Genomic DNA, 14,730 nt, shown 5'->3' with positions numbered 1-14,730 from the left:
CCGGGATGCGGCGGCTCCTCGGGCGGCTCGGCTTCTACGCGCTGGCGTGCTGGGCCGCGCTCACCCTCAACTTCTTCCTGCCGCGGCTCATGCCGGGCGATCCGGCCACCGCCCTCTTCGCCCGCTTCCGGGGGCGGCTCAGCCCGGAGGCCATGGGGGCGCTGCGCCAGGCCTTCGGCCTCACCGACGCGTCGCTCCCGGCCCAGTACCTGACCTACCTGGCGCACGTGGCCCGCGGCGACCTGGGCCTCTCGGTGGCCTACTACCCGTCGCCGGTGAGCCAGGTCATCGCCGGGGGGCTCGGCTGGACGCTCCTCCTGGCCGGCACCGCCGTGCTGGTGAGCTTCACCCTGGGCTCCCTCCTGGGCATCGCGGCCGCCTGGTGGCGCGGCGGGTGGGTCGACACGCTGCTGCCCCCGCTGCTGGCCCTGCTGGGCGCCTTCCCCTACTTCTGGCTGGCCATGGTGCTGCTCTACCTGCTCGGCTTCCGGCTCGGGCTCTTCCCGCTGGGGCACGCCTACGGCGACGACCTCACCCCGGCGTGGAGCCTGGCCTTCCTGGCCGACGTGGGTCGCCACGCGGCGCTGCCCCTGGCCTCGCTGGTCCTGAGCACGGTGGGCGGCTGGATGCTGGGCATGCGCAACGCCATGATCACGGTGCTCGGGTCGGACCAGGTGGCGCTGGCGCGCGCCAAGGGGCTCTCGCCGGCGCGGGTGGCGCTCGGCTACGCCGCCCGCACCGCGCTCCTGCCCGGCGTCACCGGCTTCGGCATGGCCTTCGGCTTCGTGGTGGGCGGCTCCTTGCTCACCGAGGTGGTCTTCTCCTACCCGGGGCAGGGGTACCTGCTGGTGCAGGCGGTGCGCAACCAGGACTACCCGCTCATGCAGGGCATCTTCCTGGTCATCACGCTGGCGGTGCTGGGCGCCAACTGGCTGGTGGACCTGGCCACGGCCTGGCTCGACCCGCGCACCCGGGGGGCCAGGTGAGCGCCCCGGTGGCCGGCGCCACGCCGGCCTGGTGGTCTGCCCTGCGGCGGGACCGCAAGGCCGCCGCCGGCGCCGCGCTGCTGGGCGCCTTCGTGGTCCTGGGGCTGGTCGGCCCCTGGCTGGTGGCCAGCCCGGACGCGCTGGTGGGGATCCCGCTGCAGCCGCCCTCCTGGAGCCACTGGCTCGGCACCACCGGGCAGGGCCAGGACGTGCTGGCCCAGACGGTGGCCGGGACCAGGGTCTCGCTGCTGGTCGGCTTCGGCGTGGGCGCCACGGTGGTGCTGCTGGGGGCGCTCCTGGGCGTGACCGCCGCCTACTTCGGCGGGTGGGTCGACGGCCTGCTGTCGCTGCTCTTCAACGTGTTCCTGGTGCTCCCGGGGCTGCCGCTGGCCATCGTCATCGCCGCCTACCTGCCGGCCGGCCCGGGCACGGTGGCCTTCGTGCTGGTGGTCACCGGCTGGGCCTGGAACGCCAGGGTGCTGCGCGCCGAGGCGCTCTCCCTGCGGCAGCGGGACTTCGTGGCCGCCGCGGTGGTGAGCGGGGAGGGGCCCGGGCGCATCATCACCCGCGAGCTGCTGCCCAACCTGACCTCGCTCCTGGTGGCCCAGTTCATCGGCAGCACCGTGTACGCCATCGGCGCGCAGGTCGGGCTGGAGTTCCTGGGGCTGGGCGACGTGTCGGCCGCCACCTGGGGCACCAACCTCTACTGGGCCACCAACGACTCGGCCCTGCTGACGGGCGCCTGGTGGACCTTCGTGCCCACCGGGGTCTGCCTGGCGCTGGTGGGGTCCTCCCTGGTGATGCTCAACGCCGCCTTCGACGAGCTGGCCAACCCGCGCCTGCGGGCCGATCGGGCCTGGCGGGCCTGGCTCCTGGGCCACGGGCTGGCGCCGACCCGCAGCACCCCGGTGGTGGACCGTGGCTGAGCCGGCGGCGCCCGCGCCCTCCGCCGGCCCCGGCCCCGGCCCCGCGGGCGGGCCTGGCGGCCCGCGCGCCCCTCCTCTCGGTGCGGGGGCTGTGCGTCGACTACGTCGGCGAGGAGGGGCTGGTGCGGGCGGTGGACCGGGTCTCCTTCGAGGTGGGGCGCGGCGAGCTCCTGGGCATCGCCGGCGAGTCGGGCTGTGGCAAGTCCACCGTGGCCCAGGCGCTGCTGCGGGTCCTGCCCCCGCCGGCTCTCATCAGCGGGGGGCAGGTCCTCTTCGAGGGGCGCGACCTGCTCCGCCTGGACGAGCCGGCGCTGCGGGCGCTGCGCTGGCGCCGCCTCTCCATGGTGTTCCAGGGCGCCCTCGACGCGCTCAACCCGGTGCTGACGGTGGGGGCGCAGCTCCGCGACACGCTCGAGGCCCACGGCGTGCGCGGCGCCCGGGCGCGGCAGCGCGCCGCCGAGCTGCTGGCGCTGGTGGGCCTCCGGCCGGCGCACCTGGCGTCCTGGCCGCACCAGCTCTCAGGTGGGATGCGGCAGCGGGTCGGCATCGCGCTGGCGCTGGCGCTCGAGCCGGCGCTGGTGGTGCTCGACGAGCCCACCACGGCGCTCGACGTGGTGGTCGAGCGGGAGATCCTGCAGGTGCTGCTGGACCTCAAGGCCCGGCTGGGCTTCTCGGCCATCTTCATCACCCACGACCTGGCCCGCATGCTGCAGCTGTGCGACCGGGTGGCCGTCTTCTACGCGGGCCGCCTGGTGGAGGTGGCCCCGGCCGCCGCGCTGCGCGCCGGCCCGCGCCACCCCTACACCCAGGGGCTCCTGGCGGCCTATCCGTCGCTGCAGGGTGACGACCAGGAGCGCCCCGCCATCCCCGGCGCGCCGCCCAGCCTGAGGTCGCCGCCGCCCGGCTGCCGCTTCCACCCGCGCTGCGCCCTGGCGGTGGAGCGGTGCCGGAGCGAGGAGCCGGCCCTGCGCTCCCTGGGCGCGGGAAGCGGCGTCGCCTGCCACCTGGCGTAGCGGCCGCGCCGACCCTCAGGGCAGCGCCGCCGCCTTGGGCGTCCGGTCGGCCCGGAACAGCCCCCAGTGCTTCTCCACCTCGTCGGGGTGGGGTCCTCCCTTCCAGTTCTCGTCGAAGGCCTCGAACCAGGTGCTGACGATCCGCTGGCCGACCACCCAGGCGGTGAACTCCTGGTAGAAGCGGCGCTGCGCCGCCTCCCCCGGCTCCGCCTTGATGAGGGTGGCCTGCTCGCCCTCGGTGTGCTTGCGGGTGGCCCAGCCGGCCTCGCCCAGCACCACCGGGAGCCCGGGGTGGCGGCGCGTCACCTCGGCGTGCTTCTGCCTGGTGAAGTCGAGCGCCTCCTCGAGCGGCTTGCCGTTCCACATGGCGTAGGCGTGCAGCACCAGGAAGTCGACCTCGCGGGCCACCTCGTCGCTCTCCGGCTTGAGCCAGAAGCCGAAGTCGTCGGCGGTGGCCACCGGCTGGGCCACGCCGCGGCGCACGGTCCGCAGCCACTCCACCAGCACCTGCGGCGCCACCCGGTGGGCCGACCAGTCCACCTGGGTCTCGTTGCCGACCACCACCGCCAGCACCACCTCGGGGTAGGCGTTGGCCAGGGCGATGGCCGCCTCCACCTGGGCCCGGTTGGCGGCGCGCCCCTCGGCGCGGTCGTCGTCGCGCGGCCCGGCCGGCGGCGCCCCCGCCTGGGGCCGGGCCCTCCGGGGCGATCCAGGCGCCCAGCAGCACCTTGAACGGCAGCCGCTCCTCGCGGATCAGGGCCAGCACCTCGGGGGAGGGCGCGTCGGCGGCGTAGAGCCGGAGCAGGCTCCAGCGGCCCGCCAGCAGCGCCAGGTCCTCCCGGAGCTGGGCGCGGGTGGGGGACGCCCCGCCCGGGCGCTGGCCGTCGCGGTGCGGGCCGTAGGAGATGCCCTGGCCCACCCAGCGCTGGCCGTCGAAGGGGTGGAGCGGGCGCGGGGCGAAGGCCCGGCCCTCGGCGGGGGGCGCGGTGGCCGGGAGCGGCCGCGGCGTGGCGCAGGCGGCGGCCAGCGCGGCGGCGATGAGCAGCAGGCGGGCGGGTCGGCGGGGCCTCTGGACGGGGACTGTCACGGTGGTCTCCTCGGCGCCGCCGCTGCGGCGGAGCGCCAGGCGCGGGCGGGGGTCGGGCCTCAGGGCGGGGCCGCCGCCAGGTCCGGGAAGAGCGGCTGGACCGCCACCTTGGGGCGGCGGTCCTCGGTGAAGACCCCCCAGTGCTTCTCCGGCTCGAGCGGGTCGGGCGAGCCCTTCCAGGCCTCGTCGAAGGCCTCGAAGACGAAGGTGAGCACGCCGCGGGTGCGGCTCCAGTGATCCAGCGCGGCCAGGTAGGTGGCCTGGTTCTCCGGGGTGGCGTCCTCGGCGCGGACGCCGCGCCCGCCCGAGCGGGTGGTCCAGCCGGCCTCGGTGACGACCACCGGCGTGCCGGGGAAGCGCTCGGCCACGGCCCACCAGTTGGCCTCGGTGAAGGGGAGCGCCTGGCCCACGGGCTTGGCCTCCCAGGCCGGGTAGCTGTGCAGCGAGATGAAGTCCACCTCGCCGGCCAGGGCGTCGAGCGGGCCGCACCAGGGCAGGTAGTTGTCGCAGACCGTGACCGGCTGCGGCACCAGCCGCTTGACCTGCCGGACGTAGCCGAGCACCCGCGCCGGCGGCACCAGGTGATCGGTCCAGTCCACGCAGGCCTCGTTGCCCACCGAGACGGCCACCACCACCTCCGGGTGGCGCCGCGCCAGGTCCACCAGCCGGTCCAGCTCCCGCCCGTTCTCGGCCACGTTGCGCGCCAGCTGGGCCTCCCCGTGCACGCCACCCCACGGGCAGCCGGGGTTGTCGGCCTCGGCCGCCAGCCAGGCGCCGAGCAGCACCGCGAGGTCGAGCCGCTCCCGCCGGATCACCTCCAGCACCAGCTCGGCGTGGGGCGAGCAGTCGTACAGGCGCAGGACCCGCCAGTGGCGCGCCAGCAGCCTGAGGTCCTGGTGGACCTCCTGGTACGAGGGGTACCGTCCGGCGTCGGGGCTCTGCCCGGCGCGGTACCCGGAGTAGCAGATGGCCCTCCCCAGCCAGGCGGGCTGGAGCCAGGCCGGCCTGGCCGCCGCGCTCACCGGGGCCTACCCGCCATACTTCGGCCGTCCGTCCTGGTCCCACAGGCCCCAGGTGACGCCCCGATCGCCCTCGGCGCCGGCCTTCCAGGCCTCGTCGAAGGCGGCGAAGTAGAAGAGGTCGAGGCCGGCGGCGTCGGTCCACTCCAGGGTGGCCAGCAGGTAGCGCAGCGCGTTCTCCACCGAGGGCACCGCCGCGCCCACCGGCGTGCCGGCGCTGGGCCAGCCGGTCTCGCTGATGATGATGCGGCGCCCGCCGGCCACCCGCTCCACCCGGGCCACCATCTCCTTCATGTAGGCCAGCGCGTGCTCGAGCGCGCAGTACTCCCAGAAGGGGTAGCAGTTGATCAGCAGGACGTCGCAGGCCGCCACCAGCCGCGGGTGCTGGCAGAACAGGTAGTAGGCGTCCACGTAGCCCACCGGCACCCCGGGCGCCGCGGCCCGGGCCCGCTCCAGGTAGCCGATCAGCTCGGCCTCCGGGAGGTCCTCCCGGAGGAGCACCTCGTTGCCGATGGCCAGCAGGTCGGCGTGGCCGGCGCGCGCCACCTCGATGGCCGCGGCCAGCTCCACCTCGTTCTTCTCCCGGTCGGCGCCCAGCCAGGCGCCCACCATGGTCTTCAGGCCGAGCTGGTGCGCCAGGCGCGGCGTCAGCTGGTTGCCGTCGGTGCAGGAGAAGCTGCGCACCCAGCGGGTGAAGGGGCGGATCAGCTCCAGCCGGGCGCGGATCTGCGCCTCGTCGAGCTGGCTGCCCTGCTCCGGGCTCTGCCCCGGCAGGTAGGCGCCGAAGCAGAGGCCGTGCAGCCCGCGCGCCAGGGCCTGCCGGAGCAGGGCCTCGAGCTCGGCGCGGGTGGCGCCGGCGTGCGGCAGGGCGGGCGCGCCCGCGAAGGGCGCGTCCATGAGCCGGTGGGCGGCGGGGGTCGGTCCGGACATGCGCCGTGGGCTCCCTTGGGTCAGAGGGTGACGACGAGGTAGGTGCGCAGCTCGTACTCGTGGCCCCAGGCCTTGGGGTCGGCCGGGTCCGCCTTGTAGCGGGCGCCGGAGTAGCCGTTCAGGTAGCGGCTGGTGGCCTTGAGGCCGAGCCGGGTCTGCTGGAGCCAGAGCCAGCGGGCCGGGCCGAGCGTCCAGGAGACGTCGCCCATGAGCTGCAGCGGCAGGGTGCTGTTGAAGTCCCGGTAGTAGTCGTAGGGGCCCCAGTCGTTGAACTTGGCGAAGCCGGCCACCGAGAGGGAGCGCCAGGTCACCCGGGCGTCGCCGCCGTAGCGGTTGGGCTGGCGCGCGTCCTGGCCGTTGGCCTGCGGGTTGCCGCCGAACAGGTGGGCCACCAGCCGGAGGTCCGGACGCGGGACCGACACCACCCGGGCGTTCACCTCCCAGACGTCGGCCGCCGGCACGCCGCGGTCCCAGGGCGTGACCGTCAGGCCGTCGGCCGCGTACCAGAAGGTGGCGTCCATGGTGGTGGGCATGTGGCGGTAGGAGACGTCCAGGCTGGCCGCCAGGGGGGCGTCCTCGCGCAGGTCGTTGTCCCAGGCCCACATCCAGGTGGCGGGGGTCGGGTCGAAGACCAGCATGAGCTCCGCCGCCGTGGTCTCCCGGTTGGCGCGCACCGAGAACGGGTCGTCGCGCACGTTGCGCGACCGGGTGTTGTCCGGGAAGGTGGCCAGGCTCGGGCCCGGTCCCACCAGCGGCTTCTGCCACAGGAAGTTGGGGCCGATCTGGAACTTGCCCAGCGTGACCGCCAGGCCGGTGAGCAGGTTCACCTGGTTGCCGGAGCCGGAGTCCTTGAGGGTCCAGCCGGTGAAGGTCTTGCGGGCGTCGGGCCCGGCCTCGGCCACCAGCCCCATGTAGGCGCCCTGGCCGTACCAGTGCCAGCGGCCGGCCTCCGCCGTGACCTTGGCGCGGGCGCCCAGCGTGTCGGTGGAGACGATGCGGTCGGTGGTCCCCTGCTCGTCGAGGAACAGGTCGCCCACCCGGTTGGCGCCGCCCACCAGGCCGGAGAGCTCCAGGCCGATGATGCCGCGCCGCGCCTCGAGCGACAGCACGGTCTTGCGGGTGGCGAGCTGCGGGATGGCCACCGACGAGGGGAGGGCCGTCCCGGCGGGCCCGGGGCTGCTGGCGCTGCCCGGCTTGCCCAGGATGCCGGCCTGGGACAGATCCTCCTCGTGGAGCAGGGTGAAGGTCACCGGGCCCACCTGGCGGCGGTACTTGCCCATGATGGCGGGGTTGGCGCCCCACCACAGCTGCGGCCCGAAGGCCAGCTTCAGCCCCTCGAGCTGCTTCTTGCCGGCCACCTCGACGCCCAGCGGCGCATCGGCGCCGTAGACGTCGATGCCCGGGTCGTTGGCCTCGCGGTACAGGCCGAGGAGGTCACCCTCGTCGCCCCAGTGGTAGTGGCCGGAGCGGAAGAAGCCGTCGAGCCGGAAGTAGGTGTCGTTCCAGGCGACGCTGGCCTTGTAGATCTTGATCCGCTCGTTGTCCGAGATGGTCCGCGGGTCGCTCCTCGTGAAGGTGCCGTCGTCGTTCGGGACGAAGAACGACAGCGTGTACCGGCTTGCCGCGCCGCTCGTAGAAGATCTCGTCGATGGGGTTCTGCGCCACGTTGCCGAGGACGTTGAACTCCACCTTGCCGGTGACCTTCTCGGTCGGCTGCACCTGCACGGTGGCGTAGAAGGACTCCGTGTGGTCGAAGCCGCGCCCGCCGCTGGGGGCGTCGGGGCGCTGCCAGCGGGAGTTGCCGCCGGTGGAGTAGGTCTCGAAGGAGAGGCGCGCGTCGGTGAGCCGGATCATGGAGAGCGCCGCGGCGGCGCCGGCCGCCTTGCTGGCCTGGTAGCGGAAGGCCAGCTCCTCCGGGGTGATGGCGCCGAAGTGGGCCGCGATGGCGGCCGGGGTGGTGCCGGCGGCGTAGGGGTCGAGCCGGAAGGCCTGCTGCAGGGCGTAGTAGGCGGTGCGCGGCTGCAGCTCGTAGAGGCCGCGGGCGTCCGGCGCCCCCTTGGCGCACAGCCCCCACCACTCCTCGTTCATGTTGTTCTCGCCCTCGACGTGGTCCTCCTTGTAGCCGCCGTTGGGCCAGGAGGCGTTGGTGTCCTGGACCTCGAGGTTGGTCTCCTGCTTGAACTTCCACCAGCCGTCGCTCCACTGGAAGATCAGGCCGCCGATGGCGTTGCCGGCCCTGCCCTGGCCGGCCGCCTGCTCGTAGATCTCCTGCCACTGGGCCAGCAGGTAGCGGGCCTGGGTCAGGTCGTCCTCCCGCCCGCGCTTGGCGTCGAAGGCGTCGGCGCCGAACTCGGTGAACATGACCGGGACGCCCAGCTTGGCCTTCACCACGTCGTAGACGTCACCCATGGACTTGCCGCGGTAGACGTTGGTGCCGAGCACGTCCAGCCCCTGGCACTCCTGGGCGATGAGGTCGATGTACTGCAGGTCGCCGTTGGCGATGGAGACCGGGTGGTTGGGGTCGCGCGCCTTGGTGGCGCGGATGATCTCGCCGAAGAGCGAGTAGAGGTGCCTGGCCTTGGCGCTCTCCCGCTCCCCTTGCGGCAGGGCCTCGATCTCGAAGGAGCTCCAGGAGAGGCCGTAGTTGCTCTCGTTGCCCAGCAGCCACATGAGCAGGCCGGGGGTGCCCTGGTAGGCCTCCACCAGCGCCGCCAGCTCGGCCTTGACGGCCTCGCGGAAGCGCGGGCTCGAGTAGTCCACGTTGGCGATCCAGGTGCCGTCGAGGGTGTAGCCGTAGCGGCCCACCGTGTGGTTCAGCACCGTGTAGATGCCGTAGCGCTGGTGGATGTGGGTGATCCAGCGGGCCGGGATGCCGGTGTAGAGCCGGACGGCGTTGACGCCCATGCGGCGCAGCAGCGTCATCTCGTTGGCCAGCGCCGCCTCGATGACGTCGTCCGGCTGGCCCCAGAAGTCGTAGTTGTAGTTGGTGCCGATGGGGAAGTAGTCCCAGTTCATCCCCAGCACCATGAAGGGCTTGCCGTCCACGGTGAGCCGGGCGCCGTCGGGGCCGGAGACCACGCGCACCACGTTGGGGCCGGGCGCGGCGGCGGCCGCGGCCGTGGCCGGGGCGGCGGCGGGAGGCTCGGCCAGCGCCGGCGGCGGGGCCAGCAGCGCCAGCAGGAGCGGGGCGGCGAGCAGGGCGGTCCGGGAGCGGACCCGGCGAGCGGCGTGGGTGGTCGGCGTCATGGGTGCCTCACGGGTGCGGAGCGTCGTCGGGGACCGCGTTGGCGGCCACGACGGCGGCGTAGTACTGGGCGCTGTCCTTCGGGGTTCGTGCCATGGTGGCCAGGTCCACGTGGACCAGGCCGAACCGCTTGGTGAAGCCGTGGGCCCACTCGAAGTTGTCGAGCAGGGACCAGTGGAAGTAGCCGCCCACCGGGACCCCGGCGGCGATGGCGCGCCGCACGGCGCGCAGGTGGCCGGCCAGGTAGTCGCTGCGGCGGCGGTCGTGGACGCGGCCGTCGCCGTTGGGGACCTCGCCGTAGGCGGCGCCGTTCTCGGTGATGTAGATGCGGGCCGGCTGGTACTCCCGGTGGAGGCGGCGCAGGAGGTCCTCCAGCCCCTGGGGCCAGACCTCCCAGCCCATGTCGGTGAGCTGCTCGGGGGGCGCCATGCGGACCGCGCGCGGCGGCGGCTCGCCGGCCGGCCCGGGGACGCCGGAGAGCACGGTGCGGCTGTAGTAGTTGAGCCCCAGGAAGTCGAGGGGCGTGGCGATGGCGGCCAGGTCGCCGGGGCGCACGAAGGGCAGGTCGCCGCCGGGCAGGTGGCCCTGCCGGACCCGGTCGGCCACGCCGTCGGCCGGGTAGGCGCCGCGGAAGATGGGGTCGAGGTACCAGCGGTTGAAGGAGGCGTCGAAGCCGCGCGCCGCCTCCCGATCGGCCGGGCTGGGCGTCTCGGCCTCGGCGTGGGAGGCGATGAGGACGATGCCGACCTCGGCGCGTGGCGCGTTGCGCCGCAGCACCGGCACGGCCCAGCCGTGCGAGAGCAGCAGGTGGTGGGCCACCTGCAGCGACAGGGCCGGGTCGCGGGCGCCGGGGGCGTGGGCGCCGAACTCGTGCCCCAGGGCGGCGATGCACCAGGGCTCGTTGTGGGTGACCCACTGGCGGACCCGGTCGCCCAGCCGCATGGAGACCGCGTTGGCGTAGTCCACGAAGGCGGCGGCGGTGTCGCGCGCGCCCCAGCCGCCCCGATCCTGCAGCGCCTGCGGCAGGTCCCAGTGGTAGAGCGTGGCCATGGGCGCCAGGCCGGCCTCCAGCAGCCCGTCCACCAGCCGGTCGTAGAAGTCGAGGCCGGCCGCGTTGAGGGCGCCCCGGCCGAGCGGCTGGACGCGCGGCCAGGCGACGGAGAAGCGGTAGGCGTTGAGCCCCATGGCCCGCATCAGCGCCACGTCCTCTGGCCAGCGCCGGTAGTGGTCGCAGGCCCGGCGGCCGTCGCTGCCGTCCTCGATGGCGCCGGGCCTGGCGGCGAAGCGGTCCCAGATCGACTCGCCCCGGCCGTCCTCGGCGCTGGCCCCCTCGACCTGGAAGGCCGAGGTGGCGGCGCCCCAGAGGAACCCGGGCGGGAAGGGCTGGCCGGACATGTCAGGTCACCTCGAGGGGCCCGGCGGGGCGCGGCGGGGCCGCGGCGCCGCCCAGCGGGCCGGCGTGGGCGGCCGCCGCCAGCAGGGCGCGGGTGTACGGGTGGGACGGCGCCGCCAGCAGGGCGCGGCTCGGCCCCTCCTCGACGACGCGGCCCTGCTGCAGCACCAGGATGCGATCGGCCAGGTAGCGCGCCGAGGCCAGGTCATGGGTGATGAGCAGGACGGCCAGCCCGCGCTCGCGCTTGAGGCGGGCCAGCAGGTTGAGGACGCCGGTGCGGATGGAGACGTCCAGCATGGAGGTGGGCTCGTCGGCCACCAGCAGGTCCGGCTCCACCGCCAGGGCGCGGGCGATGGCCACCCGCTGCCGCTGCCCGCCCGAGAGGGAGGCCGGGTGGCGGTCGAGGAAGTCCCCGGCCGGCGTGAGCCCCACGGTGTCGAGCAGCGCCGCCAGCCGCCGGCGCAGCGCGGCCGACCCGCTCCGCGCCCCGCCGGCCAGGCCGTGGCGCAGCAGCGGGCGCTCCAGGTGGTGCGCCACGGTGTGGACCGGGTTGAGCGAGGCGAAGGGGTCCTGGAAGACCAGCTGGACCCGGCGGCGGTAGGCCAGCGAGGCGCCGCGCGGCTCCTCGGCCAGGACGTCGCGGCCGTCCAGCAGGATCCGGCCGCCGTCCGGCTCGTCCAGCCGGAGCAGCAGCCGGGCGATGGTGCTCTTGCCGCTGCCGGACGCGCCCACCAGGGCCACCACCTCGCCGCGCCGCACCGAGAAGCTCACCCCGTCCACCGCCGCGGTCCGGGTGGGGCGCCACGGCGAGCCGCCGGCGGCGAAGGTCCTGGTGAGCTCCGTCACCTGGAGCAGGGGTGCGCCGGGCGGATGGACCGCCGCGCCCCCACGGGGCTCGGGGCCGGGGGTGGCGCGGCGCGGCTGCTGGGGTCTCCAGCCATCCTGGCTCCGGAGCCTTCCGGCTCGTCGAGGTGACTTTGTTCGGGCCACGAACAAACTAGCGAAGGGCGGGGCCGCGTGTCAAGCCGGACCGGGCCCGCCGCCCCACCCAGGCAGGCCCGCCCCCGCGCCGGCCTCTCAGGCCGCGCCGGCGGGCGCCCCGGTGCCCCGGCGGGCCTCCAGCGTGGCGCGCACCCGGTGGGCCGCCTCCTCGGTGATGGGGTAGGCGGCGATGGCCCAGATGGCCAGCCCGGAGGCCACGAACGGGACGAAGGCGTCGAAGAGCCGCATCAGGGTGATGGTCCGCTCGGCCTGCTGGCCGCCCAGCGCCACGTCGAACCCGGTGGCGTTGAGCAGGAAGCCGCCGCCGGCCAGCGCCGCCGCCATGCCCAGCTTGACGACCCACCAGAAGACCGCCCCGTACATCCCCTCGCGCCGCTGGTGGGTCTCGATCTCGTCCACGTCCACCACGTCGGCGATCATCGAGCCCATCAGCGTGAAGAGGCCGCCCAGGCCGAAGGCCAGCAGCGGCGTGGGGAGCAGGATCAGCCAGGGGTGGGCCGGGTCGTAGGCGAACCACTTCATGGCGTACCCCACCATGGAGAGGCCGGTGGACACGAAGAAGGCGCGCCGCTTGCCGATGCGGGTCCCGAGCCAGGTGATGAAGGAGATCACCGCGAAGGTGGAGACGGCGCCCAGGGTGCCGGCGTAGCCGGCGAACTCGGCGCCGCGCGCCTGGTCGCCCTGGAACACGTAGTAGATGATGACGTAGGACTGGAACGACGAGATGAGGATGAAGCCGTTGAACACCAGGAAGGTGGCGGCGCAGAGCTTGAGGAAGGGCCGGGAGGAGAGGGTGGACTTCATGCCGGACAGGAAGCCGGTCACGTTGGCCTTCAGGCCCTTGCCGCCCGGCTCCGCCTCGGCGGCGTGCACGAAGCGCTCGCGCAGGAAGATGGCCGGCAGGACGCCCAGGCCGGCCGCCAGCAGGCCGATGCCGATGGCCAGGACCCCCGCGCCCTCCACCTGGGTGGCGAACCACGGCTTGTAGGTCATGATCCAGAGGAACCAGGGGGCCACCACGTAGGCCAGCTGGCCGATGAAGTTCTGCACGCCCATGAGGCGGGTGCGCTCGTGGTAGTCCGGCGTCAGCTCGTACCCGAGGCCCACCCACGGCGCGGCGAAGATGGTGTAGGCCACGTAGAAGAGGTTGGAGCCGACGACGAAGTACCAGAAGTAGAAGTCCTCGCTGCGGCCCGCCGGCACCTGCCACAGCAGCGCGAAGACCAGGCCGGACGCCAGGGCGCCCACGAAGATGAAGGGGCGGCGCCGGCCCCAGCGGGTGCGGGCGTTGTCGGTGACGTAGCCCATCACCGGATCGATGATGGCGTCGGTGAGCCGCGGCAGCGCCCCCACCAGGCCGACCAGCGCCGGGTTCATGCCCAGCCCGAGGTTGAGCACGATCAGCATCCCGCCGATGGCCGCGGCCAGCAGGTTGTTGACGAACGCCCCGGCGCCGTAGAGCAGCTTGTGCGGGAAGGAGATCCGGTCCTGCGGGGCGGTGGCGCTGGCCCGGCCCGCCTCCCGGGGGCCGCCCGTGCCCAGGCGGGCGTGCCAGGCGGCCAGGGCCAGCTGGAACAGGGAGCGCCGACGGCCGGGGGGGGCGGGGGAGGGGCGCTGGGCCGCTGCCATGGGGGCTCCGGTGGGGTGCGGGCTGGGTAGGCTCGACTTTGTTCGGCGTACGAACAAACTAGCGAGGCGCCCGGCGACTTGTCAAGGGCGGGCGGGTTGCGTCCATTCACCGCGCCGCCGCCGCTTCCAGCGGGAGAGGCCGCGGCGGTACGACCTGACGCACATGCTGGCCGCCCTGCTCCGCCTCTTCGACGCCATCGCCGACCGCTTCGAGCGCCCCGCCACCCGGCGGGCTTCGCCACGGTGGTGGCCCCGGCCTTCGTCTGCTCGGTGGTGGCCATCGAGCCTGGCGCGGTGTGGGTTGGCTGCCGGACTGGCTGGCGGCGCTGGAGCCGCCGGGGCGCAACCACTTCCGCCTCGCGGACCTGGCCTTCTACCTGGTGCCGGCGGAGGTGGCGGCGCTGGCTATCGGCCTGGCCGCCCGGTGGCCAACGCCGGGCAAGCAGTTCGAGGTCTTCGCTTGTCCTGCTCCGCCACGCCTTCGAGGCCTTCGGCAAGCTCGACGAGCCGGTCTCCTGGGCCCAGGCGCAGGGGGTGGTCGTGGAGATCGGCTGGTACGGCGCCGGGGCGCTGGCCCTCTTCGTCACGCTGGGCGCCTACTACGCGGCGCAGCGCCACCCGGCGCTCCCTGGCCGCGACGGCGGCCGGGTCTCCTTCGTGGCGCCTACAAGCTGGTGGCCCCGGGCCCGCTGGCCATCTACGCCGCGCTGGCGATCCGGGGCCGCGCTGCAGGAGGACCCGCGCTTCTTCAGCAGCTTCTACACGTGCTGGTGCTGGCCGACGTTTCCTGGTGCTGGCGGCCCTGCGCCACCCGGCGCCTACCACCTCATCTTCCGCAACTCCGGGCTGGCGGCCTCCACGGTGGTGCTGCGGCTGGCGCTGACGGCGCCGCCCGCCTGGAGCGCCGCCCTGGGCGCCGCGGCCGGGCTCTTCGCCCTGGCGGTGACGCTGACGTGCAACCGCTTCGCCGCGGTGTTCGAGGCGACGGCGCCGCGTCACGACGAGGGCTGAGCAGGGGCGGGACTCCGCCCGGCGCGGACCCGGGAACGCAGACCCGGGTCACCCGGACCCCCTGTGCCCAGCGTGGCCAGCGCGGCACGCCAGGCCAGCACCGCACGTCCAAGCGCTTGATGCGACGGGTGATCGCCTGAACGCCTGCCCTGCGGCGTTTCGTCCGCCCGGGGCCCAGGGGATGCACTGATGATCCGCAGCGGTGGGCCGAGGCCTATCGAAGGAGGAGGCGGATCATGGGCGAGCGGGACTACGCAGACACGGGGTTCGGCCCCATCGACGTGGAGCATCGAGCCCTCTCCGGCGCGCTGGCGTCGCTGGTGGATGCCGTGCGCACCGGTGGAGCGGGTGAGGTGCGGGCGGCGCTGGCCCTGGTGCAGCGGGGGGTGGCGGAGCACTTCGCCCACGAGGCCGCCCTCATGGCGGAGCACGGCTACCCGAAGGCTAAACCGCACCAGGAGGCGCACGCCATCTTCCTGGCCGACGCGGT

Annotated in this window: 13 protein-coding genes; 5 read left to right on the top strand and 8 right to left on the bottom strand. The window is 74.4% G+C overall.

Features of this window, described 5'->3' with window-relative positions; genetic code table 11:
- Window positions 1-5: 5 nt before the first annotated feature.
- The 3 genes from IPO09_18860 (at window position 6) to IPO09_18850 (ending at window position 2,925) form a co-directional block, all read left to right on the top strand.
- The gene (locus IPO09_18860) at window positions 6-986 is read left to right on the top strand and encodes an ABC transporter permease (protein ID MBK9519362.1); all 981 of its coding nucleotides are present in this window, start codon (window positions 6-8) and stop codon (window positions 984-986) included.
- Window positions 987-994: 8 nt separating this feature from the next.
- Window positions 995-1,912, top strand: coding sequence for an ABC transporter permease (locus tag IPO09_18855; GenBank protein ID MBK9519361.1), 918 nt, complete (start codon window positions 995-997; stop codon window positions 1,910-1,912).
- Between the two features lie 80 nt (window positions 1,913-1,992).
- On the top strand, window positions 1,993-2,925 hold the full coding sequence (locus tag IPO09_18850; GenBank protein MBK9519360.1) for an ABC transporter ATP-binding protein: 933 nt from the start codon (window positions 1,993-1,995) through the stop codon (window positions 2,923-2,925).
- A gap of 15 nt (window positions 2,926-2,940) precedes the next feature.
- Here the strand turns inward: IPO09_18850 and IPO09_18845 are convergent, their stop codons facing one another.
- From IPO09_18845 to IPO09_18810, 8 genes are all read right to left on the bottom strand, one after another.
- Window positions 2,941-3,540, bottom strand: a complete 600-nt coding sequence (locus IPO09_18845) for a glycosyl hydrolase family 17 (GenBank protein ID MBK9519359.1) — start codon at window positions 3,538-3,540, stop codon at window positions 2,941-2,943.
- A gap of 531 nt (window positions 3,541-4,071) precedes the next feature.
- Window positions 4,072-4,992, bottom strand: a complete 921-nt coding sequence (locus IPO09_18840; protein ID MBK9519358.1) for a glycosyl hydrolase — start codon at window positions 4,990-4,992, stop codon at window positions 4,072-4,074.
- 48 nt (window positions 4,993-5,040) lie between these two features.
- On the bottom strand, window positions 5,041-5,928 hold the full coding sequence (locus IPO09_18835; GenBank protein ID MBK9519357.1) for a glycosyl hydrolase: 888 nt from the start codon (window positions 5,926-5,928) through the stop codon (window positions 5,041-5,043).
- 53 nt (window positions 5,929-5,981) lie between these two features.
- A complete protein-coding gene (locus IPO09_18830; protein ID MBK9519356.1) occupies window positions 5,982-7,319 on the bottom strand; it encodes a hypothetical protein in 1,338 nt (445 codons plus the stop codon).
- 76 nt (window positions 7,320-7,395) lie between these two features.
- Complete coding sequence (locus IPO09_18825) at window positions 7,396-9,207, bottom strand: hypothetical protein (protein MBK9519355.1); 1,812 nt, start codon at window positions 9,205-9,207, stop codon at window positions 7,396-7,398.
- 7 nt (window positions 9,208-9,214) lie between these two features.
- Window positions 9,215-10,600 (bottom strand): beta-glucosidase, encoded by a 1,386-nt coding sequence (locus IPO09_18820; protein MBK9519354.1) that lies wholly within the window; start codon window positions 10,598-10,600, stop codon window positions 9,215-9,217.
- Between the two features lies 1 nt (window position 10,601).
- Complete coding sequence (locus IPO09_18815; GenBank protein MBK9519353.1) at window positions 10,602-11,453, bottom strand: ABC transporter ATP-binding protein; 852 nt, start codon at window positions 11,451-11,453, stop codon at window positions 10,602-10,604.
- A gap of 222 nt (window positions 11,454-11,675) precedes the next feature.
- Complete coding sequence (locus IPO09_18810; protein MBK9519352.1) at window positions 11,676-13,229, bottom strand: MFS transporter; 1,554 nt, start codon at window positions 13,227-13,229, stop codon at window positions 11,676-11,678.
- 534 nt (window positions 13,230-13,763) lie between these two features.
- Between IPO09_18810 and IPO09_18805 the strand changes: the two genes are divergently transcribed.
- A complete protein-coding gene (locus IPO09_18805; GenBank protein MBK9519351.1) occupies window positions 13,764-14,240 on the top strand; it encodes a hypothetical protein in 477 nt (158 codons plus the stop codon).
- Between the two features lie 236 nt (window positions 14,241-14,476).
- Window positions 14,477-14,730 (top strand): hypothetical protein (locus IPO09_18800; protein ID MBK9519350.1); only part of this gene is annotated, 254 nt, incomplete at its 3' end.

It is taken from the genome of Anaeromyxobacter sp. (assembly GCA_016718565.1).
Lineage (GTDB): Bacteria > Myxococcota > Myxococcia > Myxococcales > Anaeromyxobacteraceae > JADKCZ01.
This window is presented reverse-complemented; position numbering and strand designations above follow the sequence as displayed.